The organism is Bradyrhizobium hipponense (assembly GCF_008123965.1).
Lineage (GTDB): Bacteria > Pseudomonadota > Alphaproteobacteria > Rhizobiales > Xanthobacteraceae > Bradyrhizobium > Bradyrhizobium hipponense.
In genome coordinates, this window is sequence record NZ_VSTH01000076.1 from 1 (window position 1) to 25,447 (window position 25,447).

A 25,447-nucleotide genomic window follows, 5' to 3' on the forward strand; every position below is an offset into this window, starting at 1 on the left:
TGAAAGGAGAGGCCCCCACAATCGCAATCCACAGTGTCTCGAACAGCGCCGAATGACCTTTGTACGTCGCGGCGACAATTTTATGATGGCTCGGACTGCGCATTCGCCGTCAAGCCCCGCGCCTTCGGCGCGCCGCAAGCGGCTTTGGGGCTTGACCGCTCAGCGCAGCCGAGCAAGGGGCTGTCCATGCCGCAAATGCAATCTGGTGACGTGACAAAATGACTCAACAGCACCGACACTCTCTACTTGACACCAATAGGCCCCATACAAGGTTTTCGGATGCCGGCAGGCCCGGCTCGCGACGTCTGTTCTTGAGGGTAGGGCGGACTGCCGAGTTGCGCCACCGTCTGTCTACTAATGGACAGACAGAAGCCACCAATGAGCGTCAACTTTTGAACATCACCGCCCGGCTCGTGGCTTTTAGCGGCGATGAGCGCCCGTGTGCTCCCGCCTTTCTATAACGAAATATGGAACAGCGCGGTGCAGCAAATTTTTCTCATCAAATATACCGTACCGATCAGAGCCCGTCTGCTCAGGCAGAACGGCTACGTAAGAAGCCCGCGGCACCCCGCCTGGGGTTCGGCGGGACCAGTTGCTTCGCAGAGCTCGACAGCTCGAGACGGTTGCCCATACCGACCAGTGGCTCAATTCAAAGGGGCTCTCGCCTCCGACCTAGCGGTAGACCAGTCAGCGTGAACCGGCCGGAAGGCCCGGCTGACGATGTCTCTTCTTAGAGTTAAAGCAGACTGTCGAGTTACGCGCCGGGACTCCCGAATTTAACGACGCAGCCGACATTGGCTGACTGCTAACTCTCTCTCTTACGTCAGCAAGCGGTCGGGCCGAAACGCCCTCATATAGCATCGCCGGATTCAACTCCTGTGACGCGCCACCGCGCGAGATCGGGCTTATTGATCGACAAGATCTCCTCGACTTCGAGACGCATGGTATTGTGGCATTCGCACGCTGCAGCCGCGAGCCGCCATCGGTCGACCTCGATTCGGCCTCGTTGATCAGACCTGATCGCCCCACGCGCGCGCAGATTGCGCATCGAGAGCGTCACCGTCGTTCGTCGTACACCGAGTATTTCCGAAAGCGCCTGCTGGGTGAGCGGGAGTATGTCGTGGTCGATGCGGTCGTGGAGATGGAGTAGCCAGCGAGCCATGCGGGCTTCGACCGGGTGCAGCGCATTGCAGGCGGAGCCGAGCTGGAACTGTATCAGCATCGCCCTGACGTGATCCTGGACCAAGTTCCGGATCGCCGGACTGCGGTTGAAAGCGGCGTGAAATCGCGACGCAGAGATCCGCGCGGCGGTGCCCGCCGCATGGACGACTGCGGTAGCGGCCGACGGTGACGGCCCGAGCACCGAGAGCATGCCTACTGCCCCCTCGCGTCCGACTGCGGCTGTGGCAACCGTCTGTCCGTCCGCCATGTCGATCATCAACGAGATGGCCCCGCCATGAGGGAAGAAGACATACTCTATCGGCTCACCCGCGCGCGAAAGGACCGCGTCCTGATCGAGCGCGACCATCGCTAGCTCGGGCCTCAGAAAATCGAGGTCCGTCGCCGGCAGCGCTGCAAGAAGCCCGTTAGAAATTCCGCCGGGAGCCGTCACCGCGGGGAACCAGCGGTGAGGCATCCGCAGCCTGCTCCACTTGGAGCGTTATACGACATCGCGGAGAGCCTAAAGAGCGCGTGCAATTAATGCCGCTACCCGCCTCTGGAAGCTGCCGATCTCTCTGAACGCATCCTGCCGCTCTGATCCCTCAGGAAGGCGTTGCGCGGCTTCCCATAAGCTCGCTAACAACCTCGTCATGTCTTTCAATTCATCGGCCTCGGACATTCCAACTGTGTGTCGGCTCAACGTTAAGTCCTCATTGTACGAACGGACAAATGTGCGTGCGGGCGGCGGGCGCGCGGCGGGTAAAAGAAGAGAGTAAGTGCAAATTGTAGTATCGATGTAGTTGCCGCGCGGAAGGACTGACGCAGCAGAGGTCCTCTCTTCACAAACGTCGCGTAGCACCGATAGCCGTCTCCTACTTATGTTGAATATGACGATCAGCCAGCGGTTGCTGGCATACATTCAAGGGAGTTCCGTGCGCCATTGGGAATGGCTGTCCTTTCTGACGCGTTTCGCAAAAAAGCGAGGGCACTTATGAAAGAGCCGCAACTCAATCCGCAAGTCGCTGATCTCGCGCCTGCCGGTCCGACGCTCACTGCATATGACGAGGAGCATGCCGCCGGCTACGTTCGCCTGATTTGATGCTGATGCGGAAGGTGCCTCGGTAACGCTAATGGGACAGCGCGCAGAGCGGCCGTTCGCCCGGCAGATTTATAGTTTCGTGGCTTAGATTGTTCGAATGCTGCGAGTACCGATAGCTGGTTTAGCCGTCTCACGGGCGCCGACGACCCGCTTGGCCGTCTCCCGCTTCTTGGTAATCGCGCCAGCTGCTTCCTTCATGTAGTCAGGGTGGTGGTGACCGTAGGTGTCGATCAGAACCTTCACCGACATTCCGAGGAAGCCCGCTGCCTCCCACGGGTCAGTGCCCAGCTGCATAAGCAAGGTGGCCGCCGTGTGGCGCAGCGTATGGGGCGTGACGTTGCCGTCCGATAGGTCGAGCTTCGCCACCTCCACAGCACGAGCGAAGCCGTTCTTGACCGACTTCACGCCCGCGCCCTGCCACTCGACGAAGTGGTTGGCGATGATCTTCCTGTCGTACCAGCGCCGCATGTGGACCAACAGTCGATCTATGGCGTAATCTTGAAACGCCAGCGTCATCACACCGACCGCAAACGGCGCTTTCGCTTTGAAGAGGTCCAGCGATGCCCGCAGATCATGATACGCGGCCCCTGGGTCGAACCGGCATCCATGTGCTGCCCTTGGGCATCGGCACGAACAAGTGGCGGCGTGCCGATCGTGGAGCCGTGTTGGAAACATACAGGACCATTCATGATGCCGGCCCGTGCATGATCGACACGGCTGAGATCTATTTCTCGGAGCGCGTCGTGGGTGACTGCTTGCGCGCCGATCCCACCCGCGCGGTGATAGCATCGAAATTCCTTCCCTTTCCGGGCCGAACCTCTCCGCGCCGTCTGATGAGCGCGCTTGACGGTTCGCTCGCGCGGCTGGGCCTCAAGACAATCGATCTCTACTATGTTCATTATCCGCTGCCCTTGATCGACGTGGGAGTGTTCGCCGAAGGTCTCGTCGAAGCGGTGAAGTCCGGCAAGGCACGCGCGGTCGGCGTGGCAAATTTCAATGCGGACCAGATGCGCGGCATCGCCGATCACCTCGCAAGGGCAGGCGTTCCGCTCGCCGCCAATCAGGTCAACTACAGCCTACTCCGACGAGCAGCGGAAACAAATGGCGTGCTCGAAGCCTGCCGTGAGCTCGATGTGGCACTGGTCGCGTATTTTCCCCTTGCGTCCGGCCGCCTCACGGAGCCATCGGACAGCATGGGCACGAGAGCGCTGCGGACGTGTCTTGCCGATATTGCCCGCGCGCACGACGCCAGCCTCAGCCAGGTCGCCCTGAACTGGCTGTTGGCGCGCGACAGTCACGTGATTCCCATCCCCGGCGCGACCAAGCCTCATCACGCCAGGGCCAATCTCGATGCACTGAGTTGGCGCTTGAGCGAGACCGAGTTCGACGCGATCGACCGAGCCTCAGCAAAGAGTGGAACATGAAGCCAGCGTCCCATCAAACCCCTCATCTTCACCTCTGACCTCGACAAGGTCGACGTCCGCATCGGGACCATTCTCGCTGTCGAGGACGTGGCACATTTGGAGCAGCTCGTACGGCTGCGTGTCGATTTCCGGCGACCACGCGCGCGCTCCATTCTCGTCGGCATGAAAAAGGAGCGGCCATCTCCAAAGCCGGACGGCCCGTTCGCGACGCAAACCGCGACACGGGCCACTCCTTTTTAGCCTGGCAAGCAAAAGGTCTCAATCACGCAGCGACGGACGCGCTATCGAGCTGCCGGCTGGAGCGTCATGTGCGAGATGCCGAGGGCAAGGTTGGCACCGGACTGCCCCTGAACGGCGAGCGGTTGCAAGACAACCGCCTGATCCGGTCCGCGGGCCAACGTATTGGTTCCCGGGCCGGCAGCACCGACAGTCACCCCCGCGGCGGCGCCTGAGTAGTCGCCGGCCAGCATGCCGGGACGCCCTCCAGCGGGGGCATAGACGACCCAGCTCATGCGGCCGCCCGACATGGCCCCGATATCAAGGCCAAGCGTGTCCACGGTGCCGACATAGGCCTGGCGCGGCCCATGCCGCATGGAAGCATAGATGCAGTTTAGTTGTGCTTGCGACCCGACGACGAAACCTACACTCGGGACTTGGAGCAGGTAAGGGTGCCTACCCGCGCGCGGGCAAAATCCTGAGCTGTTGCTGGCGTCGCGGCAAGGGCAAGGGCCAAACCAGCCAATGCACATATCGGCCTGTTCATGGTGCAAACCTCCTTGAGGGGGAACAATTTGAAAAACGCGGTCAGCGTTTCAGTTGTTCCTTCCATGTTCCGGCGAAGCAGCCGCCTTCTCACTGTCAACCAGTCCGAGCGATCGGATGCAGTCTCGAAACCGGCAGGCTATACATCCGACCGGGCAAACACCGTGACTGTCGGCCCAGAGCTTATTCACCATCACGTTCCAACCTGGTGAGCAGCGACGAGCTCCATCGCAGGGTTGTACGATGAAGAAGCTCATCAACTTCAGCACCGTCGCGCCGCCAATTTTTGCGGCTGACATCAATGGCTGCGGCATCAGCCCTGGCCCCAACGGTTTTGTGGGCCGAGCAGCGAGAAGCAGCGGATTCGGCCACATCCCAGGCCGTGTCCGCACGCATCGCCACGTTCGAGGAGATATGGCGGACCGTGCGAGACCGGTTCTACGATCCGCACCTACACGGGCTCGATTGGTCGGCGGCCCGGGACCATTACTTGCCGGACGCCACACGGGCGAGTTCCGAAGCGGCGCTGGCCAGCGTCATCAATAGCATGCTCTCCGAGCTGCATGCTTCGCACACCCGCTACTACACACCGCACGAACCAGAGTACTACCAGCTTTCCGATATCTTTGCTGGTGCGCTAAGGCGACGCGGACTGGAACGCGCTTTTCCGGGTGGCCGTATCTCCTATCCCGGCATTGGCGTCCTCTCGCGTCTCGACATGCAGGGCCACAGCGTGATTACCGGCGTTATCGAAGGCACGCCGGCCCAACAAGCCGGCCTGCTCGCTGGCGATGTGATCGTCTTCGCCGATGGTGCACAGTTTCAGCCGGTCCAGTCATTCCGTGGCAAGGTCGGCAAGGAGGTTGTGCTGGGGCTGCGTCGTACCGGCGCGTTTATGCAAATATCGGTTACTCCGGTCGATATTGAGCCCAACATGTTCTTGGATGGCTTGAAAGCCAGTGCCCGCATAATACGGGCCAACGGCCGAAGCATCGGCTATGTTCATGTCTGGTGCTACGCTGGCTCCGTGCATCAGCGGACGCTCGAGCATCTTCTATCGCAAAGTCCCTTGAACGGCGCCGACGCGCTGATCTGGGACTTGCGCGACGGCGGGGGCGGCGCGATCCCCGGGTATCTTGATTTGTTCAACACGGGCGCGCCGACCATGGCGCCAGCGAACTCCGGAACGTGAAGTGGCGCAAGCCCGTCGCCATGCTTGTCAACGGTGGCACCCGCAGCGGCCAGGAGGTCCTTGCCTATGGCTTCAAGAAATATCAGCTTGGAGAGGTCATCGGTAGCCGGACCGAGGGAGCTGTCCTCGCTGCGACGGCATTCCTCATCGGCGGCGGCTTGCTGTTGCTCGCGGTCGAGGACGTGCGAGTTGACGGTGAGCGGCTGGAAAGCGTCGGCGTCGCACCCACGATCGAGGTCCAAGCTGACCCGGCCTCCATGGGTTTAGGTGATCCTCAACTGGATCGCGCAATCGCGGTCCTATCCGGGGCCTGATCCTCGGGAGACAGTCCTGCTGGCTCTTGCACCTATCCACGAGGACCTAATCTATCGGGGTTCGCTCCCCTCACGCTCCCTTGTGAGTCTCGAGAGCCGAGGCTTTCTCAATTGTACAAGTAGTGCAGCGAATGGGTCGTCTACAGCAAACGGCCGTTCGGTGGCCCCGAGGAAGTGTTGCGCTATCTCGCTGCGCTACACCCACCGCATGCCATCTCCAACCGGCGCCTGGTCGCGCTCGACGACAGCGCCGTCACCTTCCAGTGGAAGGACTACCTCATCGAAGGTCCCGAGCGATACAAGCTGATGACGCTCGATACCCCACGAATTCATCCGGCTTCCTGATGCATGTCTTGCCGCAAAGCTTCCACCGTATCCGTTATTACGGTTGGCTCGCGAGCTAAACCCGCGTCAACAATATCGCACGCCATTCGAACTTTCGAGGCCTGCTCGGGCTTCATTTTTGTTACGGCCCAGCGGATCGCTCAGCGGCCCAGGGCCGCCTTCCTCGCAGGGCTCCAACCCAGCCCGTTACCCGGCCGAGCCGCCTGCCAGCTTCCGAACCAATCGACAATTATCCGGGTGAGACTATCCCTCACGAGTAGTTCGCGCCCTCGGGGCGCTGCGCAAAGATGCACCTGCGGACGTTTACTCTGCTGTGCGCGAAAAGATCTCTAAAACCTTGTTAGCTAGGGCGTTGCCGAGATCCGCATTGTTTTTTTCGGAGAAATGGATTCCATCCAGACCGCTTGTTGAGATCACACTTCCATGCAGACGCCACCGACCCGCGCAACCGCCGGCTTGGTCGCGTTCTGGGACAACCGCAACAGATCGGCATAGTCGACATTCGGCTTGGAATGATTCATCGCGAACGCCGCGCCGGAGTTCTGCAACTCGGCGCCGGCGCAGAACGCCTTGTCGCCCGCGCCCGTCAGCACGATGAGGCGGACATCCTTGTCGTCATGCGCGTTCCGATAGCCTTTGGCGATGCCGGCAATCACGTCGCCGTTCAGTGCGTTGCGTTTCCCCGGCCGGTTGATGGTGATCCAGAACGCCTGCCCGCGCTTCTCGGTGATGACGCTTGTGGTGTCGGTCATGGCACGCTCGCTTCCTTGCTCCCGCTTGCCCGACATTTGCGGCAGACTGCACTACAGGCGCAAGCGCAATCTATGATGCAATCTACGATGATGTGCCGCCTTAGCGCCCCGACACGATTTTGCAGCGCGATCGAACCAGGGAAGCGTGCCTCAGGCAGCAGCCGCCTTCCTGATCCAGACCTTGTTGTCGTGGAACGCGGCGCCGCCGATTGGCGCGATCGTGTCCGCGCCGGTCAACATGTTGATGCCGCGGCCGCCGATATGGTCCTTGTTCGGATGAACGGACTCCGCGATCAGCACGCCACGCCGCACGCCCTCGAACAGCGTGGCCATCAGCGTGGTCTCGCCGCGGGTGTTGCCGAGCGTCACCGCATCGCCGTCGGCGATGTCGAGCGCGGCCGCGTCCAGGGGATGGATCATCACCCTCGCCTTGCCCTCGCGCGCCTGCGAGGACGGCGTCTCGTTGAAGGTGGTGTTGAGGAAGCTGCGCGAGGGGCTGGTCGCAAGCCGGAACGGATGCGCCTGGTCGGCCTGCTCGATCACCGCCCAATGGTCCGGCAGCGCCGGCATCTTGTCGAAATCGCCCATCATCAGCCCGAACGGCGGGTGGGCCCAGTCGGCCTTGAAATGGAATCTTCGATCGGCATGGGCAAAGCCGTCGAGAAAATGCGAGGTGCGGAAGTCCGGTTGCAGGTCGCGCCAGAGATCGGCTTCGAGACCAGCGATGTCGCCGTGGCCGCTCAGCTTCAGCGTCGCGTCGATCAATTCGCGCGGCGTCAGCTCGAAACCCGGATGCTTGGCGCCGAGCCGCGGCGCCAGCGCCTGCAGCACCTGGTGGTTGGAGCGGCATTCGCCGGGCGGGTCGATCAGCTTGGGGCCGACCGAGATGTGCTGATGGCCGCCGCCGTAATAGAGGTCGTCGTGCTCCATGAACATGGTCGCCGGCAGCACGATGTCCGCCATCTGCGCCGTCTCGGTCATGAACTGCTCGTGCACCGCGACGAACAGATCCTCACGCGCAAAGCCCTGCCGCACCAGCGCCTGCTCCGGCGCCACCGTCATCGGATTGGTGTTCTGGATCAGCATCGCCTTGACCGGTCCCTTGCCGCGCAGGGCCTCAGTGTCTCCGGTGAGGATGCGGCCGATCTGCGACTGGTCGAGGACGCGTACGGTCTTGTCGATTGCGTCGTGGCCCTCGATGAGGGATTCGTCGAAGTGCCACAGCGCGTAATTGTTGAAGAAGGCGCCGCCACCTTCATATTGCCAGGCGCCGGTCACCGCGGGAATGCACAGCGCCGCGTGCATCTGCGCAGCACCGTTGCGGGAACGGGTGAAACCGTAGCCGAGGCGGACGAAGGTCCGCTTGGTCTCGCCAACCAGCTTGGCGAAGGCCTCGATCTCGGAGACCGGAACACCACAAATGGCAGAAGCCCATTCCGGCGTGCGCGTCTTCAGGTGTGCTTCGAGCTCATCAGGGCAATCGGTGTACTTGTCCATATAAGCGCGGTCGGCATAGCCGTCGCGGAACAGGACATGCATGACGCCGCAGGCGAACGCGCCGTCGGTGCCGGGGCGCAGGATGATCTTGATGTCAGCCTGCTTCATGGTGTCGTTGTCGTAGATGTCGACCGCCGCGATTTTCGCGCCGCGCTCCTTGCGCGCCCGCGCCGCGTGCGTCATCACGTTGACCTGGGTGTTGACGGGATTGGTGCCCCAGATCACCACGAAGTCGGAGACCGCCATCTCGCGCGGATCGACGCCGGCGATTTTGCCGGTGCCGATCGCATATCCGATCCGCGCGACATTGGCGCAGATGGTCTGATAGAAGCGCGAATATTTCTTCACATGCGTCAGGCGATTGAGGCCGTCGCGCATCACCAGCCCCATCGTGCCGGCGTAATAATAGGGCCAGACCGATTCGGCACCGAACTTGCGCTCGGCGGCATTGAAGCGATGTCCGATCTCGTCCAGCGCCTCGTCCCAGGAGATCCGCGCGAATTGCCCGGAGCCCTTCGGCCCGGTGCGGCGCATCGGGTACATCAGCCGCTCGGAATGATGGATGCGCTCGGCGTAACGGGCGACCTTGGCGCAGACGACGCCGGCCGTGTAGGTCTGCTTCTTCGAACCGCGGACGCGACCGATGCTCCGGCCCTCGATCACCTCGATATCGAGCGCGCAGGCCGAGGGGCAATCATGCGGACAGGTGGAGTGGCGGATTTCGATTTTGGCGTGCTGGTTCATGGCCAGATTCGTAACACCAAAATACCGGCCCGCCGAGCGCCTTTATCCGGCAACGCCCATGCGAATTGCTCAGACCGCGCATAGGGCGGGTTCCTGCCGGGCGCCCGAAATGCGGGTCAGTCACACCGAAAACGGCCCGATATTCCCGGCACGATCGACCTTGTGAGGCGTCGACAGTCCGCGCGTCCAGCCGCTAAAGTGCCGTCCAACAAGAACGATATCAGGGAGGTGGGCATGACAGCCCGAAGATTCGCGCAGGCGTTCGCGGTCGGCCTGCTTGCGGTATTTTCCGCCGCCCCCTCGTTCGCACAGGATTATCCCGCTCATGCCGTCCGGATCGTGGTGCCCTTCGGCGCCGGCGGACCGGCGGACGTCGCGGCCCGGCTGATCGGCAACGCACTCCAGGAGAGCTTTGGGCAACCCTTTGTGGTCGAAAACCGCACCGGCGCGGGCGGCGTCATCGGGACGGTCGAGGCGGCGAAATCGCCGGCCGACGGCTACACGCTGCTCATGATGTCCAACACCCAGACCGCGAATGAATCGCTGCTGACACCTGCGCAGCGCAAATACGAACTGATGCGCGACCTCGCGCCGATCGCGCCTGTGAACTATTCCGATCTCGTCATCGTGGTGAACCCGCAGGTCGCGGCGAAATCGTTGCAAGAGTTCATCGCACTCGCCAGGGCGCAACCGGGCAAGCTGAACTACGCATCCTCCGGCCAGGGCACGCCCTACCACATGGCCGGCGAGCTGTTCAAAGCCATGGCCGGCATCGACCTTGTTCACGTTCCCTATCGCAACAGCGGCGAAGCGCGCAGCGGCGTAATCGGTGGACAGGTGCAGATGATGATCGACGCCGTGCCGGCGATGGCACCGAACGTCGCCGAGAACCAGGTCCGCGCGCTCGCGACCACAGGCAAGCAACGCTCAGCGGTGCTGCCGAACGTGCCGACCGCGACTGAGGCAGGCGTGCCCGGCTATGAGGCGACGATCTGGCTCGGCCTGATGGCGCCTTCCGGCACCCCAAGGCCGGTCATCGATAAACTCAACGCCGCCGTGAACGCATTGGTGAAGCGCCCCGACATCGTAAAGCTCTGGACCGAGCAAGGTGCCGTGCCCATGTCGATGACGCCGGAGCAGTTCGACAAATTCCTGCGCGGCGACATCGCCAAATGGGCCGACGTCGTCAAGAAGTTCAACAAATCCTGAGGCCGCAGAGCGACGATGCCTACCATTGAATTCCAGCTCAACGGCACCGCAACGGCCGTCGATGCCGATCCGGATCAGGCGCTGCTGGACGTGCTGCGCGGCCGGCTCGGCGTCACCGGGCCACATTTCGGCTGCGGCGCCGGCGAGTGCGGCGCCTGCCATGTCATGGTCGACGATCGCGCGATCGCGTCCTGCGACATGCCGATGTGGTCGGTCGCAGGCAAGGACGTCGTCACAGTCGAAGGCCTCGGCACGGCGGAACAGCCGCATCCGCTGCAACGCGCCTTCATCTCCGAGCAGGCGATGCAATGCGGCTATTGCGTCTCGGGAATCCTGATCAGCGCGGCGGCGCTGCTGATGCACAATCCGTCGCCGACGGAGGCGGAGGTGAGAGCGGCGCTCGATCGCAATCTGTGCCGCTGCGGATCGCATAATCGCATGGTGCGCGCCGTGCTGCGCGCGGCTTCGCAGATGGCAACCTCATGATGACGCCGCCCCCTGCCCCGAAACTGCCGATCAGCCTGACGGCCAATCCAAGGCTGTCGTCGTGGGTGAGGTTCACCGGCGAAGGCCGCGTGGCGATCTCGCCCGGCAAGGTCGAGATCGGCCAGGGCATCGTCACCGCGCTGGCGCAGATCGCCGCGGACGAACTCGAAGTCGATATGTCCCGGATCGAGATGATCCGTGCCTCGACGGCGACCAGCCCGAACGAGGGCGTGACCTCGGGCAGCCTGTCGATCCAGCAATCCGGGCGCGCGCTGCGCCACGTCTGCGCCGAGGTGCGCCAGCGCTTCCTCGTCGCGGCATCGGAACGCCTCGGCGTCGATGCGGCGCGGCTCGAGGTCAACGACGGTATGATCTCCGGGCCCGGCAATGTCAGGACCAGCTATTGGGAACTGGCCGGTGACGTCTCGCTCGACCACGACGCCACCGCGGGCGCCATTGCGAAGAGCGCGGTGAAGCGCGCCGTCGCCGGGCATTCGGTCGAGCGCATCGATATTCCCGACAAGGTGTTCGCCCGGCCGCGTTTCATCCATGACGCCGCGCTGCCGGGCCTGCTGCACGGACGCGTGCTGCGGCCAGACATCTCCGGCGCCAGATTGGTCGCGCTCGACGAAGACGCTGCGCGCGCAATTCCCGGACTGGTCGCGATCGCTCGCGACGGCGGCTTTGCCGGCGTGGTTTCCGACAGCGAGGCGGCGGCCGAGGCTGCGTTGAACGCATTGCGCAAGCGCGCGACATGGTCGGGTGGCGAACCGCTGCCCGACGAAGATGATCTGGCGGGCTTTCTGAGGTGCCAGCCGGCCCAGACCACCATCATCGACACCAGGACGACAGCGGCGACGCGCCAGCACGCCCGCACTCTCCGCCGGCAATATACCCGTCCCTACATCGCACATGCCTCGATCGCGCCATCCTGCGCGATCGCACAATGGGACGGCGATCGCATCCACGTCTGGACGCACAGCCAGGGCGTCTATCTGCTGCGCACCGATCTTGCGATCGTGCTCAAGCTGCCGGCCGAAAATATCGTCGTCGAGCACGTGGAGGGCGCCGGCTGCTACGGACACAATGCGGCCGACGACGTCGCGCTCGACGCGGTGCTGCTGGCGAAAGCCGCCAGTGGCCGTCAGGTGCGGGTGCAGTGGTCGCGCCACGACGAGATGTCCCACGCGCCATTTGGCGCGGCCATGGCCATCGAGATCGAGGCCGATCTCGATGAGGACAACGAGATCATCGGCTGGCGCCACGCGATCTGGAGCAATGGCCATGCCGCCCGACCCGGGCGCGCGGCACAGCCGGCGCTGCTCGGCGCGACCGAGATCGCGAACCCCTACCCGCGCATGATCTCGACCAATCCGCCGGCGGCCAATGGCGGTGGTGGCGATCGCAATTCCGTTCCGCTCTATGACCTCCCGGCCTGGACGATCACGAGCCATCGGCTGCTGACCATGCCGGTGCGCACCTCGGCGCTGCGGACCCTGGGTGCGCAAGGCAATGTGTTTGCCATCGAATCCCTGCTCGACGAGATCGCCGCCTTGCGCGGCGAAGACCCGATCGCGTTCCGCCTGCGGCATCTGCGCGACGAGCGCGCGAAGGACGTCATCCGCGCCGCGGCGCGACGCGCAGCATGGAAGCCGCAGAGACGATCCGGCACCGGCCATGGCGTTGGCTTTGCGCGCTACAAGAACACGGGCGCCTATTGCGCAGCGATCGCCGAGATCGAAGGCACTGATGAGATCCGGGTGAAAAGGCTGACGCTTGCGATCGATGTCGGCGAGACCATCAATCCGGACGGCGTCGTCAATCAGATCGAGGGCGGCGCGATCCAGGCGACGAGCTGGGTCCTGAAGGAACGCGTCCGCTTTGACGGCACGCGCATCACATCGACCTCTTGGACGGACTATCCGATCCTGACCTTCACCGAGGTGCCGGCGGTGGATGTCGAGATCATCCAGCGGCCCGAGGTCGAGCCGGTCGGGGCCGGCGAAGCCGCGCACGGCCCCGTGACGGCGGCGATCGCGAATGCAGTTCATGACTGCCTCGGCGTGCGCGTGCGCGACCTGCCGATCACGCGCGACAGGATCATTGCAGCCATGGAGCTTGCATCGTGACGACCTTGAACATCCTCAGCGGAGGCGCGGCGCAAGGCCTGGTTCGCGGCCTCACCGAGCCCTTCAAGGCTGAGACCGGATTTGCAATCGACGGCGAGTTCGGTCCGGTCGGCGTCATGGCCGACAAGCTGCGCGCGGGTACGCCGGCCGATCTCGTGATCGTGACGCGGACGCTGCTTGCAAAGCTGGCCGAGGAAAGTCTGGTCATCCCCTCCTCGATTGCAGATATCGGCCGGGTCGAGACGGCGCTGGCGGTCCGTAGCCGCGATCCCAAGGTGACGGCGAAGACCGAAGCCGATCTGCGCGAGGTGCTGCGCAGCGCCGACGCGATCTACGTTCCGGATACCAAAGCCTCGACCGCGGGACGGCACGTCGCAAAAGTCCTGGATCAGCTCGGCATCGCCTATGAGGTCGCCTCGCGCCTCAAGATCTTTCCGAACGGCGCAACTGCGATGCGGGAGCTTGCGACCTCGACCGCTGCGCGCCCGATCGGCTGCACGCAGGCAACCGAGATCATCGCGACCGACGGTATCGCGCTGTCAGGATCGCTGCCGCCGGGATGCGAGCTCGTGACGATGTACACGGCCGCTGTGAGTGCACGGGCCGCACATCCGGGCGAAGCCGCCGCGCTGATCACGCTGCTGACCGGCGCAGACCGGAAGGAGCTGCGCCAACGCGCGGGCTTTGGCGGTTAGATGCGATAGATCGCGCTATTTGCTCATCTGGGTGAGGCCAGTCGGCGGACCATCGACGGCGGTCCAGCCGCCATCGACGAACAGCGTGCTGCCGCTGACATAGCTGGCGGCATCCGAGGCGAGATAGGCAACGGCTGTTGCGACCTCGTCGGCACTGCTCCAGCGGTTGAACACGGTGTGGCCGGCGTAGAGATTGTAGATGTCGGGCCGCTGCTTGAACGGACCGGTCAGCGCGGTCTCCGCGATGCTCGGCGCAATCGCGTTGACGCGGACGCCGGCGCGGCCGACCTCGGAGGCAAAGCCTTTCACCAGCAGGCCGATCGCTGCCTTGGTCGAGCCATACACGGCAAGACCGGGTTCGATGGTCACCGCGCGTACCGACGAGCAGGCGATGATGCTGCCACCCTTCTGCTCCACCATGATGCGGCCGAACGCCTGGAAGAACCAGACCGTGCCCTTGACGTTGAGGTTAAGGACGCGGTCGAGATCCTCCTCGGTGTAGTCGAGGATGGTCTTGCGGATGTTGAGCCCGGGCGTCGTCACGGCGATGTCGAGCCGCGAAAATTTCTGCATCACGCTCGCTGCCAGAGCGGTGACGTCAGCAGCGCTCGCGGCATCGCACGCGGCGGCTTCTGCCCAGCCGCCCTTGTCGCGAATGCCGGCGGCAGTCGCCTCAGCGGCGTCAAGCGTCCGATCGGCGCAGACGATTCGGGCACCGAGGCCCGCCAGCGCTTCCGCGGACGATTTGCCGATGCCGGATGCGGCGCCGAGCACGACAGCCGTTTTGCCGGTGAGATCGAAGAGCTTGCGATAGTCAGTCACAGACAGATTCTCCCTGTTGATGTGACGCAAAGTATCGCAAGCCCGGCCCGCCGGCCAAGGCCGGCGCACGCACGACAGCTATCCCTTGTATCCCATCAGCAGGCGCGGCAGCCACAGCGAGAAGGCGGGCACATAAGTCACGAACATGAGCGCTGCGATCAAGGCGGCGTAGAACGGCAGGATGGTGCGCATCACCGCGCCCACCGAGATGCCGCCGATGGCGCAACCCACGAACTGCGTCGTTCCGACCGGCGGGGTGTTCAGCCCCAGGGCGCAGTTGATCAGCATCAACATGCCGAACTGCACGGGGTCCATGCCCGCCTTCATCGCGATCGGCAGGAAGATCGGCGTGCAGATCAGGATGGTCGCCGCCATGTCCATGAACGTGCCGAGCACGAACAGGATGACATTGATGAGCAGGAAGATGACCCAGGGCTGCGAGGACACCTTGCTCATCATCTCGCCGGCGAGATCGGCCACTTCGTAGAGTCCCATCAGATACTGGAACATGGTGGAGACGCCGATCAGCAGCAGCACCACGCCGGTTGTCTTAACCGCCTTGGACGCGGCTCGCAGGAAGTTGCTCCAGGTCATGGTGCGGTAGATGAAGAACGTTAGCAGGATCGTGTAAGTGACCGCGACGGCTGCGGATTCAGTTGCCGTGAAGACGCCGGACAGGATTCCGGCCAGGATGATGCCGACGATCAGAAGTCCGGGCAGAGCGGCCGCGAACGAGCGCAAAACCTCGGCCCATCCCGGGAACTTGCCGGCCGGATAGCCTCGCTTCACTGCGACTGCGTAAGCGGCGACCAGCATGCACACCATCAGCACGAGCGCCGGCAACAGACCGGCGGCGATCAGCGCGCCGATCGACACCTTGCCGCCGGCGGCCAGGGCGTAAATGATCATGTTGTGACTGGTCGGCATCAGCGCTCCGACCAGCGAGGCATGGGTGGTGACGTTGACGGCGTAGTCGGTGTCGAAACCTTCCTTTTTCATCATGGGGATCATCACTGCCCCCATCGCCGATACGTCGGCCACAGGCGAGCCGGATACACCGCCGAACAATGTGCAGGCGACCACGTTCGACATGCCAAGCCCGCCACGGATGTGTCCGACGAGATTCTTGGCGAGCTGCACGATCTTGTCGGCAACGCCGCCATGCAGCATCAGCTCACCGCTGAAGACGAAGAACGGGATGGCGAGGAAGGAGAAGATGTTCATCCCCGACATCATCTGCTGGAAGATGACGGCGACCGGCAGGCCTTCGTACAGGATGGTGCAAATCGCCGAGAGGCCGATCGCGAAGGCGACCGGGACGCCGAGAACCAGGAATCCGAAGAAGGAGGCGCCGAGAATGATCAGTTCCATGAGGGGACGACCTCTTCGCCGCGCAGGAGAGCAATAATGTGCTCGATTGAAAAGGAGACGATCAAGACGCCGGAGGCGATCAGCGGTACGTAGCGGACCACCTCAGGCAGGCCGAGATTGGGGATCTTCACGGTTCCGACCGACGCCCCGAGTATCCAGCCATTATACGCCATCGCAATTCCGAACACCGCCACCAGAACGTGAATCACTAGCTCGATCTTCTCTCGCGTGTGATCCGGAAGCATTACCAGCAGACTGTCCATTCCGATGTGTCCGGCATCGCGCACGCCCACCGCTGCGCCGATCAGCGTGACATAGAGGATGAGAACCAGAGCAAGGTTCTCCGTCCAAGTCGGGCTAGAATTGAGCACGTAACGTCCGAACACCTGGTAGAAGACGATGGTGACGATGACGAGCAGGCCGCTCACGGACAGGTACATGCCCGCGCGAGCGACGGGGGCATTGATCCGCGACAGCAAGCCGGTAGCCCGGCGTCCGGCGACCTCCTGCTCGTGGCTTGCGACGTGTGGGTCTGTCATCCCGCGTCTCCTTGCGCGTCTTCTTGCGAGCGTCCGGTGTCACCTCGCGGCGACACCGGACCCGACGCTGCTATGGTCTTACTTCGTGTTCTGGATACGCTTGACGAGGCCCTTCAGCTTCTCGTCGCCGGCGAACTTGTCATAGACCGGCTTCATCGCGTCGACGAATTCCGCCTTGTTGGCGATCGTAACGACCTGAACGCCGGCCGCCTCGACGGTCTTGCGGGAAGCCTGCTCACGCTCGTCCCAGAGCTTGCGCATGACGGGCACGGATTCCTTGGCCGCTTTGCGGATCATCGCCTGATCCTCCTTGCCCAGCGTGTCCCAAACCTTCTTGGACATCACAAGAACTTCGGGAGCCAGGGAGTGCTCGGTAATGTTGTAGAACTTGGCTGCCTCGAAGTGGCGCGACGACTCGTAGGAGGGCCAGTTGTTCTCGGCCGCGTCCACCAGACCGGTCTTGAGAGCGGTATAGACCTCTCCATACGGCATCGGCGTCGGGTTTGCCCCGAGGCTCTGGATCATGCCGACCCACAGGTCGGATTGCTGGACGCGAATCTTCAACCCCTTGACGTCCGCGAGCGACTTGATTGGTGCCTTGACGGTGTAAATGGACCGGGCGCCGCTGTCGTAATAGGCAAGGCCGACCAATCCTGCGGGTTCCATCGCCGCGAGGATTTCATCGCCGATCGGCCCGTCGAGGACGTTGCGCATATGCTGTGTGTCCCGGAAGACGAAGGGCAGGCACAATGCGACGGTTTCCGGGACGAAGTTGTTCAACGGCGATGCGTTGATCCGCATCATGTCGAGTGCGCCGATCTTGAGTTGCTCGATGGTGTCCTTCTCGGAGCCCAGAGCCCCGTTGGGAAACACCTTCACGCCGAGCTTGCCGCCGCTCGCGGTCGCAAGCTGCTTGCCCATGAACTTGACGGCCTCGACTGTCGGATAATCGGCGGGGTGGACGTCGGCGGAGCGGAAATCGCGTGCGGTCGCCAAGGGCGCTGAGACCGCCAGCACGGCGGCTGCGATGATACCGGTTATTGTCTTCATCTCGACGTTCCTCCTGGGTTGATTATGTCGTCGTTGGGCAGATGCTGCGGGCCGCCTTGGGTCGCTCCTCTTCACGTGTGAAGTCAAGCGTCACAAACGCACCACCTTGGTAGGATTGCACGGCCAAGTCGAGCGGATTCGGCCGCTTCATGATTCCCTCGCGCTGCGGCGCGATCGAAGGCTTCCGGCCGGAATGCAGGTCGATGCCGTGCCTCCGCGGCTGATTGCGCAGCAGGTTGCCAGTATTCTGCTTGCCGGGGAAAGTGCGACCTTCGTCGCGCCCTCGCCGGCGGGGATCTGCGCGGCAAGTGCCGCCCCCTGCAATCGCCCCCGCCGTCGGCCAATGCCGGATACGAGGTAACGATGCTCGTTGCATCCATGGACGTTCCTCTCGTTTATGCTCGACCGCCATTGGTTGCGGCTTGGAGGTTCGGGCGAGACGGTCGCCCCATCCCTGTGCGAACGCGCTGTATCAGCGCGGAGTCGCCAATGTCGTCCCTAGGGCGGGCGGCATTCCGAGTCCAACCCAATTCCGGTATCGATCAATGCAAGAGTTGTATCGATGGATGGCCCAGTGCGCCGGGGAGACACGCTAGACGTCAGCGGGACATCGCCGGCGCGTCACTTGACGCTGCCTGCGCCGGCCCCTCAAGATGCCGCAAAACATGGGAATATGTCGAGGGAAACGCCGATGCCGCGAAAGCTGATCGATATTTCGGTGCCGCTTCAGAACGACGTGCCGGCCGATCCGCCGGGCAATCATCCGACGATCCAGTATATCGACCATCAGCAGGGGCTGCCGCGCATGCTGCAGTTCTTCGACGGCCTCAAGGTGCAGGATCTGCCGGATGGCCAGGGCTGGGCCGTCGAGCAGGTCTCGCTCTCCACGCATAACGGCACGCATCTCGACGCGCCCTGGCACTTTCATCCGACCATGAACCGCGGCGAGCGGTCATGGACCATCGACGAGGTGCCGCTCGAGTGGTGCTTTCAGCCCGGCGTCAAGCTCGACTTCCGGCATCTGCCCGATGGATACGTCGCCACCGCCGACGACGTCGAGAAGGAGCTCAAGCGCATCGGACACACGCTCTCTCCGCTGGAGATCGTTGTCGTCAACACCAGCGCCGGCGCGAAGTTTGGGCAAGCCGATTATGTCAATTCCGGCTGCGGCATGGGCTATGAAGCCACCATGTACCTGCTCGAACGCGGCGTGCGGCTGACCGGCACCGATGGCTGGAGCTGGGACGCGCCGTTCGTCTTCACCGCAAAGAAATATGCCGACACAAAAGACGCTAGCCTGATCTGGGAAGGCCACAAGGCGGGACGGCACATCGGCTATTGCCATCTCGAGAAGCTGCACAATCTCGACAAGCTGCCCTCGACCGGATTCACGGTCTCATGCTTTCCGGTGAAGATCGAGCGCGCCTCCGCGGGCTGGACGCGCGCCGTTGCGATCATCGACAGCTAGCCACGCGCCATCAGTTGCCGCCGAGGCCACTTTCGGCGAGCTCGCGTAGCGCCTCGGTATCGAGCACGACGATGGCACCATGCTCGAGACGAACCCAGTTGCGTGCGGACCAGGCGCGCAATTGCTTGTTGATGCTCTCGCGCGTCATCCCCACCATCTCGCTGATCTCCTGCTGCGTGATGGCGAGAGTGCCGCTGCCGGAGTCGAACTTGCGCTCTTCGGTAAGACCGAGCAGCGCACTTGCAAGCCGGCCCGGAAGATCCTGCAGGATCACCTGCTCGACCTGCTGGCTGGTCCAGCGCAGACGTGCACAGAGCAGCTCGATGAATTTCATCGCCAGCGCCGGCTGGCTCTTCACGAACGGCAGGAAGTCGCGGCGGTCGATGATGTAGAGCTCGCAATTGGTGTTGGCGGTCGCATCGGCCGACCGCGGCGCACCATCGAGGACGGCGATCTCGCCAAATATTTCTCCAGGACCGATGAGATTGAGAATGGCATTCCGACCATCGGGCGACGAGGAGGATATCTTCACCGTCCCCGAGATCACCGCGAACAGGTTGTTGCCGGGATCGCCTTTTGCGGCGATGGTCGCACCGCGCTTCACCGTGGAGTGCTTGGCGTAGCGGCAAAGCTGATCGAGCGCATCCGGCTCCAGATCCGCGAAGATCGGGTGCTTGCGCAGGACCGATAGCTTGTTGCCCGCTGATTGTCGGGGATCGCCGGTCTTGTCCTGAGGCACGCCGGGGCTCCTAAGACTGCGAGGCACTGGAGTTCCTGCGTAGTCAACGTTGCCTGGCTTTTCAACCGTAAAGCATGCACGCGGTTTTAGTCGAATGCCGCAAAAATGCCGCGGTCAGGCTCGGATCTGCACGTGAAGGATGCGCCGATGCATTCCGCTCGATGCAGAGTTGCGGGCACCGCAGGTTGCGATTGCGCTGAGGCGCTGCCGCACAGCTGATAATTGGCCGAGCAGCACCCACGGTCGAAAGGTCAAATGCGACTGTGATCTCAGGAGCTTCGGCGCTTGGACTCCGGATCGAGCCGGACAGCGCTGGTTTGTCGGTCTGCCCAGGCCAAAGCCGCGGCGAATGTGACAAAGACGGCTGCGACGGCAATTGTGACTAGCAATGCGTCAGTCGGCATCATGACTCCCGGATTATGTGACGCATTATCTCCGGCACACGGCCGGCAGCATTGATCGGGATCAAAGATTGGAGAGCCTTGCGCGACTGGGTCTTTAGGCTGCAGCCAAGGCCTCGACCTGTGCGGGGTCGAGCAGGCTGATGCCGCCATGGATGATCTCGATCACGCCGCGGCGCTCCAGCTTGGTGAAGGTCCGGCTGACGGTTTCGATGGTCAGGCCGAGATAGTCGGCGATGTCTTGGCGGCTCATCGGGAGTGAGACCGTGTCCGACGATCCCCCGAGCGAAGACAGCCGCTCGCGCCAGCCAAGCAGAAAGGCCGCGACCTTCTCGTCCGCCGAACGGCGGCCGAGCAGGACCATATGGTCCCGTGCATGGCTCAACTCCCGGATCGCCAGTTCATTGATCCGCCGCAGCAGATGTGGTCGGGTCTCGATGAAGCGCCCGAAAGCGGCTTTTGCGAACTGGCACACGGTCACCGCGACGATCGCATCTGCCGAAAAATTGTGGCGGCCGGAGATATTCATCCCCAGGAAATCGCCGGGCAAGGCAAAGCCTACGATCTGCCGGCGACCGTCAGGTAACAGCTTGTGCAGCCGCATCACGCCCTCAAGGACATTGTAGAACGATGTCGTGATGTCCTCCTCGGAGAACGCGGTCCCGCTCGCGGCAAAATGGACGCGGCGTCCCAGGTGCTCGAACTCCCTGAGCTCGGCTGGGTCTAGCGACGAACAGACCGCGGCGTCGCGGACCGCACAGTCGCTACAGAAATGCCCGTTCGGCTCGATCGTCACTACGGAAGGTTTCATCCACGCCCCAAGCGCCAGCTGCCACGCATCAGGCCGAGTGCACCGCGCGCGCTGCATTTTACTGCAATGAGCCAAAGGCAGTTGACGCAGATCAATTTTGACCAACATCACCGCTCTATTCTGCATTCAGCTTCCAGAGTTCGACGGGGTCACCTTCCATGCTGCAAAGCACGCTGCGTCACGGCCTGATCGGACTGCTTCTGATCACTCCTGCGTTCGCCGCCCCGACCGCCGAACAGCGCGGCAAGGCCTTCGCGCGGGCCAAATGCGCGCGCTGCCATGCGACCGATCGTGTCTCCGAGAGCCCGCTCAAGATCGCGCCGCCGCTGCGGGCCCTGCACCAGCGTTATCCAATCGAGACCCTCGGAGAAGCGCTGGCCGAAGGCATCTATACAGGCCACGCCGACATGCCCGCCTTCGAGCTCAGTCCTGACCAGATCCACGACCTCCTGTCCTACCTTAAGACACTGGAATAGCCGGCGTCACACCGCCTGCACGGTCCAGCCAATCAAATCCTTCGCGATGCGAGCAAAGGCGGCGTCGAACGCCGCGATTGCTGCGGCTGGCTCGACCTTGTCGAGCTTCTCACTGGTCTCGATCAGGCGTGATGCGACCACCTTGCCATTCCTGTCGACGAGGCGCGCTGACAACCCGATCTCCACCCGTGTCTCACCCTCGGTGGCGATTCGAAAGCGTCTGATATCGATCAGGAGCTGATAATCGGCCTGTCCGAGATCGGTCGTTCGCAATGGCGCGTGGGCGATATCGTAGTTCTCGAAACTGTCGATCAGCCGCGCCTGCACCAGCTTCGGAATGCTGTCGGCCCAGAGGAAATCGGCAAAGCCCGGATTCTCGCCCACCGGCGAAAACAGCATGCGTTGGGTCTGAAGCATTGCGACCGCGGTCGGCTCGGGAATGGCCAGGGACGCCGGCAGCGTTTTGCCGGCCGGCCCGAGATTATGCGGCGTGCGCAGGTCGTAGGTGCGCTTCTGTGCGGGCGTGCCACCGCCGGTCATCTTTTCGAGGCCCGCCAGGATACCGTCGAGCTTGCCGGTATTGCGCGCCAGGCCGTCGGAGAACGTCTTGAAATTCGCGATGGTGTCTTTGAGCGGACCGGAATTATCCTCCAGCACGGAATCGACCCGCCGCAGCGCCTCGCGCGCCGCCTGCGTCATACTCTGGCCAGCGCCGGCTTCGGCGATCAAGGTCAAGGGCTCGCCGGATTTGGCGACCATCACGCCACCCTCCAGCGTCACCACCGGCACGCCGGTCAACCCCTGGAAATCGAGCCCGACCTTGGTATCGGCACGCACCGGCGTCTTCGAAGCAACCGAGATCGTCGCGTTGACGAAGCGCGGATTATCTGGCGCGAGCCCGAGCTCTGTCACCTCACCTACGCGGATGCCGTTGAACAGCACGCCAGCGCCGACCAGAAGGCCGGGCACCGGTCCCTGGAATTCCACATGGTAGGTCGCGCGCGGCCCTATGCCAGCGGTGTTGTTCAGCCAATAAACGAAGCCGAACACCGCAAGAATGGCGGCCAGCACGAAGGAGCCGATCAGCACGTAGGGAGCCCGGGTTTCCATGTCTCATCTCATCTGGGGTTGCAGCATCTGCGAGCGCTTGCCGTGGAAATAGGCGCGCACCCAGGGATGCTCGGATTGAAGCAGTTCGCGCATCAGACCGATCGCCACGATCTTGCCGTCGGCAAGCGCCGCGACGCGGTCGCAAACCGTCGTGAGGCTGGCAAGGTCATGGGTCACCATGAACACGGTCAGCCCAAGGGTCTTCTGCAGGGTCTTGATCAGCGCGTCGAAATCGCCGGCTGCGATCGGATCGAGCCCTGAAGTCGGCTCGTCCAGGAACAGGATCGGCGGATCGAGCGCCAGCGCGCGCGCCAGCGCCACGCGCTTGGTCATGCCGCCGGACAATTCCGCCGGATATTTGTCGCGGTCCTGCGCCCGCAGCCCGACCATCTCGAGCTTGGCGGTCGCGACCTCGTCCATCAGCTCCTGCGACAGCACGAGGTTCTCGCGCAACGGAAACTGAACGTTCTGCCGGACCGTGAGCGAGGAGAACAACGCGCCCTGCTGGAACAGGATACCCCATTTCGCGGCCGCGCCTTGCGTGGTGCGGTCGTGCGTGCCACCGATCGGCTGTCCCATGACTTCGATGGTCCCGCCTTGGCGCGGAATGAGGCCGATGATCGTGCGCATCAACACCGACTTGCCGCCGCCGGAGGCACCGACGAGACCGAGGACTTCGCCCCGGCGGACGTCAAGCAACAGATGGTCGAGCACGGCCTGGCGGCCGAAGCCGACTATGAGGTCGCGAACGCGGATCGCGAACTCCTGCTGGGCTTGGGGCATCATCACATTCCGATCGAGGCAAAGAAGATCGCGAACAGGCCATCGAGCACGATCACCAGGAAGATCGACTTCACCACCGACGTCGTGGTCTGCCTGCCGAGCGACTCGGCGCTGCCTTTCACGCGCAATCCTTCGCTGCATGCGACGATCCCGATCACCAGCGCCATGAACGGCGCCTTCAGAATGCCGACCTCGAAATGGGTGACGGAAATGGCCTCACGTAGCCGCGCGATGTAAATCGCCGGCCCCATATCGCCGTAGAACTGCGCAACCAGGCCGCCGCCATAGAGCGCGGCAATCGATCCGATAAAGGCAAGAATGGGCAGCGCTATGACAAGGGCTGCCACGCGCGGCAGGATCAGCACGTTGATCGGGTCGAGACCCATGGTCGAGAGCGCATCGATCTCCTCGCGCATCTTCATCGAGCCGAGCTCGGCCGTGTAGGCACTTCCCGAACGGCCGGCGACCATGATGGCGACAATCAGCACGCCCAGCTCGCGCAGCACGAGGATGCCGACCATGTCGACAGTGTAGGATTCCGCCCCGAACCGGCGGAAATGGAAGAACCCCTGCTGGGCGATAATGGCACCGATCAGGAACGTGATCAGAACGACGATGGGAATCGCCTGCCATCCGATCCGGTAAAGCTGATAGACGAGCGATGTCAGCCGCAGCGAGCGCGGCTTGCGCAGCACGCCGACCACGGCCATGAACAATGCGCCGAGCATTTGAAGAAAGATCGTGATGTCTTCGCGAGCTCCGATCGTTGCCTTGCCGAGATCGCTCAGCCTGAGCAGAACAGGGTTGGGCAAGGAGGCCGGTGCCGGCACATTACGGTTGACCTGACGCACTTCGTCCATCAAGCCACCGAAATTATCGGCGACTCCGACGAATTCGGCCGATCTGCCGGATGATGTTGCTCCGCGCAACAATTTCTCCAGGAGCCAGGCGCCGAGCGTGTCGAGCTCGCTGACACCCGCCATATCGAGCGTCACGGCTTTCGATCGGGCCACATCCTTGCCGACCGATTGCGAAAGCGCTTCGAGCTTCGACACGTTGGCGGAAATCCATGGCCCCTCGGGCCGCAATTCGAGGCCCTCGCCGGACGGCGTTGCCAGCAACAGAGGTTCCGAGTTCACGTTCATATCCTTAAGGGGGCGATGGGTCCCCGATAGATGGTGTTCTAGGCCGGCATAAGTCCGCTCGATTGACCTGCCTCAAACACGCCGGATCCGTCCCTTGACGCAAATCAATGGCTGGCGGGCTCGCTCGCATAGGCTTTCGCCATTCAATGGAGACCGCCATGTTCGACACCGGCAGAATGAGCGATGAACTGAAGGCGCTGAAGGTCGACGTCACTCGTCTGCTGAGCACCGCCGGCGAGGAGATGCTCGATGGATCGAAGGACCGCGCCGAGGCGCTTGCCGCGCAGATTAGGGCCGCGCTTGCCGAACTCGGCGAGACTATCGACGAGGAGCAGGAGCAACTCCATGACCTCGTCACAGGGCGCCCGATCGCCTCGCTTGCCTCCGCTTTCGCGCTCGGTGTTGTCGTAGGCTTCATGCTGAGGAGGCACTAAGTGAACACCGAGAATGTCGTCAGGCATCTGCGTGTACTGTGGCGCACGGACAAGATCATCGCGGACATCAGGCTGCGCCACCTGCTGGTCGGGCTGGGCCTGCGCGCTTTCGCGGCGCTGATCGCCGCATTCGGGCTTCTGATGCTGGAGCTATCGGCCTATTTCGTGCTGGTCCAGATCTGGAGTGCGATCGCGGCGGCCGCCGTTCTCGGCGCGATCAATTTCGCCATTGCAGCGATCCTGTTCTTTGTCGCCGGGCGTTCCCCGTCGGGCCGTGACATCGAACTCGCCGATGAAATTCACGGCGCGTCGATCGAAGCCCTGCAACTTGAGGCCCGTGCGCTCCAGGCCCAGATGACCGGCGCGATCCATCATCCGCTCAGCACGATCCTGCCAGTGCTGGTGCCGCTGATCGCGATCATCGTGAAGAGCCAAGGGAAGGCGGCCAAGAAGGTCGACGCGGCAACGACGGCTGAAGCGCGCTCCTAG

At 62.9% G+C, this 25,447-nt stretch carries 24 protein-coding genes and 2 pseudogenes; 12 read left to right on the top strand and 14 right to left on the bottom strand.

All coding sequences use genetic code 11. The annotated features are described in order from the left end of the window. Positions 1–850 precede the first annotated feature (850 nt). Positions 851–1,612: a Crp/Fnr family transcriptional regulator gene (locus FXV83_RS21865; protein ID WP_148741449.1), complete on the bottom strand. Its 762-nt coding sequence runs from the start codon at positions 1,610–1,612 to the stop codon at positions 851–853. A 732-nt stretch (positions 1,613–2,344) separates the two neighbouring features. Then, complete coding sequence (locus tag FXV83_RS42905) at positions 2,345–2,776, bottom strand: site-specific integrase (protein WP_347341076.1); 432 nt, start codon at positions 2,774–2,776, stop codon at positions 2,345–2,347. A 44-nt stretch (positions 2,777–2,820) separates the two neighbouring features. Between FXV83_RS42905 and FXV83_RS21875 the strand changes: the two genes are divergently transcribed. Beyond that, complete coding sequence (locus FXV83_RS21875) at positions 2,821–3,684, top strand: aldo/keto reductase (protein WP_187436066.1); 864 nt, start codon at positions 2,821–2,823, stop codon at positions 3,682–3,684. Between the two features lie 281 nt (positions 3,685–3,965). Here the strand turns inward: FXV83_RS21875 and FXV83_RS21880 are convergent, their stop codons facing one another. Then, complete coding sequence (locus tag FXV83_RS21880; protein WP_235940039.1) at positions 3,966–4,277, bottom strand: DUF992 domain-containing protein; 312 nt, start codon at positions 4,275–4,277, stop codon at positions 3,966–3,968. 470 nt (positions 4,278–4,747) lie between these two features. Here FXV83_RS21880 and FXV83_RS21885 point away from each other — a divergent pair, with 470 nt between their 5' ends. The 3 genes and pseudogenes from FXV83_RS21885 to FXV83_RS45465 all read left to right on the top strand — a co-directional run. Then, positions 4,748–5,638: a S41 family peptidase gene (locus tag FXV83_RS21885; RefSeq protein WP_148741453.1), complete on the top strand. Its 891-nt coding sequence runs from the start codon at positions 4,748–4,750 to the stop codon at positions 5,636–5,638. Further along, the gene (locus FXV83_RS21890; protein WP_148741454.1) at positions 5,635–5,952 is read left to right on the top strand and encodes a S41 family peptidase; all 318 of its coding nucleotides are present in this window, start codon (positions 5,635–5,637) and stop codon (positions 5,950–5,952) included. Before FXV83_RS21885 ends, FXV83_RS21890 begins: the two co-directional genes overlap by 4 nt. Before the next feature lie 126 nt (positions 5,953–6,078). Next, a pseudogene (locus FXV83_RS45465) lies at positions 6,079–6,353 on the top strand (transposase); the annotation flags it as partial. 366 nt (positions 6,354–6,719) lie between these two features. Here the strand turns inward: FXV83_RS45465 and FXV83_RS21905 are convergent. Then, positions 6,720–7,049 (bottom strand): annotated as a pseudogene (locus FXV83_RS21905) (enoyl-CoA hydratase-related protein); the annotation flags it as partial. Positions 7,050–7,199: 150 nt separating this feature from the next. Next, the gene (locus FXV83_RS21910) at positions 7,200–9,290 is read right to left on the bottom strand and encodes a molybdopterin-dependent oxidoreductase (protein ID WP_148741457.1); all 2,091 of its coding nucleotides are present in this window, start codon (positions 9,288–9,290) and stop codon (positions 7,200–7,202) included. 234 nt (positions 9,291–9,524) lie between these two features. Here FXV83_RS21910 and FXV83_RS21915 point away from each other — a divergent pair, with 234 nt between their 5' ends. From FXV83_RS21915 to FXV83_RS21930, 4 genes are read left to right on the top strand one after another with little or no spacing between them, the layout of a single operon-like run. After that, a complete protein-coding gene (locus FXV83_RS21915) occupies positions 9,525–10,499 on the top strand; it encodes a Bug family tripartite tricarboxylate transporter substrate binding protein (protein ID WP_187436067.1) in 975 nt (324 codons plus the stop codon). A gap of 15 nt (positions 10,500–10,514) precedes the next feature. Next, a complete protein-coding gene (locus FXV83_RS21920; RefSeq protein WP_148741459.1) occupies positions 10,515–10,985 on the top strand; it encodes a (2Fe-2S)-binding protein in 471 nt (156 codons plus the stop codon). Continuing rightward, positions 10,982–13,114: a xanthine dehydrogenase family protein molybdopterin-binding subunit gene (locus FXV83_RS21925; RefSeq protein WP_187436068.1), complete on the top strand. Its 2,133-nt coding sequence runs from the start codon at positions 10,982–10,984 to the stop codon at positions 13,112–13,114. Before FXV83_RS21920 ends, FXV83_RS21925 begins: the two co-directional genes overlap by 4 nt. Next, positions 13,111–13,809: a molybdate ABC transporter substrate-binding protein gene (locus FXV83_RS21930; protein WP_148741460.1), complete on the top strand. Its 699-nt coding sequence runs from the start codon at positions 13,111–13,113 to the stop codon at positions 13,807–13,809. The genes FXV83_RS21925 and FXV83_RS21930 overlap by 4 nt, the downstream gene beginning before the upstream one ends. A gap of 15 nt (positions 13,810–13,824) precedes the next feature. Here the strand turns inward: FXV83_RS21930 and FXV83_RS21935 are convergent, their stop codons facing one another. The 4 genes from FXV83_RS21935 to FXV83_RS21950 all read right to left on the bottom strand — a co-directional run bounded on the left by FXV83_RS21935 (position 13,825) and on the right by FXV83_RS21950 (position 17,591). Further along, complete coding sequence (locus FXV83_RS21935; protein ID WP_148741461.1) at positions 13,825–14,631, bottom strand: SDR family NAD(P)-dependent oxidoreductase; 807 nt, start codon at positions 14,629–14,631, stop codon at positions 13,825–13,827. 78 nt (positions 14,632–14,709) lie between these two features. Further along, on the bottom strand, positions 14,710–16,002 hold the full coding sequence (locus tag FXV83_RS21940; protein ID WP_148741462.1) for a TRAP transporter large permease: 1,293 nt from the start codon (positions 16,000–16,002) through the stop codon (positions 14,710–14,712). Continuing rightward, on the bottom strand, positions 15,993–16,541 hold the full coding sequence (locus FXV83_RS21945; RefSeq protein ID WP_148741463.1) for a TRAP transporter small permease: 549 nt from the start codon (positions 16,539–16,541) through the stop codon (positions 15,993–15,995). Before FXV83_RS21945 ends, FXV83_RS21940 begins: the two co-directional genes overlap by 10 nt. A 78-nt stretch (positions 16,542–16,619) precedes the next feature. Further along, on the bottom strand, positions 16,620–17,591 hold the full coding sequence (locus FXV83_RS21950) for a TRAP transporter substrate-binding protein (protein WP_148741464.1): 972 nt from the start codon (positions 17,589–17,591) through the stop codon (positions 16,620–16,622). 691 nt (positions 17,592–18,282) lie between these two features. On the opposite strand from FXV83_RS21950, the gene FXV83_RS21960 reads away from it, so the two are divergent. Beyond that, the gene (locus FXV83_RS21960; RefSeq protein WP_148741466.1) at positions 18,283–19,059 is read left to right on the top strand and encodes a cyclase family protein; all 777 of its coding nucleotides are present in this window, start codon (positions 18,283–18,285) and stop codon (positions 19,057–19,059) included. 10 nt (positions 19,060–19,069) lie between these two features. Here FXV83_RS21960 and FXV83_RS21965 read toward each other — a convergent pair whose 3' ends face one another. Together FXV83_RS21965 and FXV83_RS21970 are read right to left on the bottom strand one after the other, a co-directional pair. Then, positions 19,070–19,798, bottom strand: coding sequence for a Crp/Fnr family transcriptional regulator (locus tag FXV83_RS21965; RefSeq protein WP_148741467.1), 729 nt, complete (start codon positions 19,796–19,798; stop codon positions 19,070–19,072). A 498-nt stretch (positions 19,799–20,296) separates the two neighbouring features. Beyond that, complete coding sequence (locus FXV83_RS21970) at positions 20,297–21,010, bottom strand: helix-turn-helix domain-containing protein (protein WP_148741516.1); 714 nt, start codon at positions 21,008–21,010, stop codon at positions 20,297–20,299. Positions 21,011–21,168: 158 nt separating this feature from the next. On the opposite strand from FXV83_RS21970, the gene FXV83_RS21975 reads away from it, so the two are divergent. Further along, positions 21,169–21,486 carry a c-type cytochrome gene (locus FXV83_RS21975; protein WP_148741468.1) on the top strand — a complete coding sequence of 106 codons (318 nt, stop codon included), beginning with the start codon at positions 21,169–21,171 and terminating at the stop codon, positions 21,484–21,486. Positions 21,487–21,492: 6 nt separating this feature from the next. On the opposite strand, the gene FXV83_RS21980 is transcribed toward FXV83_RS21975, so the two are convergent. From FXV83_RS21980 to FXV83_RS21990, 3 genes are read right to left on the bottom strand one after another with little or no spacing between them, the layout of a single operon-like run. Next, on the bottom strand, positions 21,493–22,596 hold the full coding sequence (locus tag FXV83_RS21980) for an ABC-type transport auxiliary lipoprotein family protein (protein WP_148741469.1): 1,104 nt from the start codon (positions 22,594–22,596) through the stop codon (positions 21,493–21,495). 3 nt (positions 22,597–22,599) lie between these two features. Continuing rightward, positions 22,600–23,379 (bottom strand): ABC transporter ATP-binding protein, encoded by a 780-nt coding sequence (locus tag FXV83_RS21985; protein WP_187436069.1) that lies wholly within the window; start codon positions 23,377–23,379, stop codon positions 22,600–22,602. Positions 23,380–23,381: 2 nt separating this feature from the next. Beyond that, the gene (locus FXV83_RS21990) at positions 23,382–24,518 is read right to left on the bottom strand and encodes an ABC transporter permease (protein WP_148741471.1); all 1,137 of its coding nucleotides are present in this window, start codon (positions 24,516–24,518) and stop codon (positions 23,382–23,384) included. A 164-nt stretch (positions 24,519–24,682) separates the two neighbouring features. On the opposite strand from FXV83_RS21990, the gene FXV83_RS21995 reads away from it, so the two are divergent. Both FXV83_RS21995 and FXV83_RS22000 read left to right on the top strand, forming a co-directional pair. Beyond that, positions 24,683–24,958: a hypothetical protein gene (locus tag FXV83_RS21995; protein WP_148741472.1), complete on the top strand. Its 276-nt coding sequence runs from the start codon at positions 24,683–24,685 to the stop codon at positions 24,956–24,958. Further along, complete coding sequence (locus FXV83_RS22000; RefSeq protein ID WP_148741473.1) at positions 24,959–25,447, top strand: phage holin family protein; 489 nt, start codon at positions 24,959–24,961, stop codon at positions 25,445–25,447.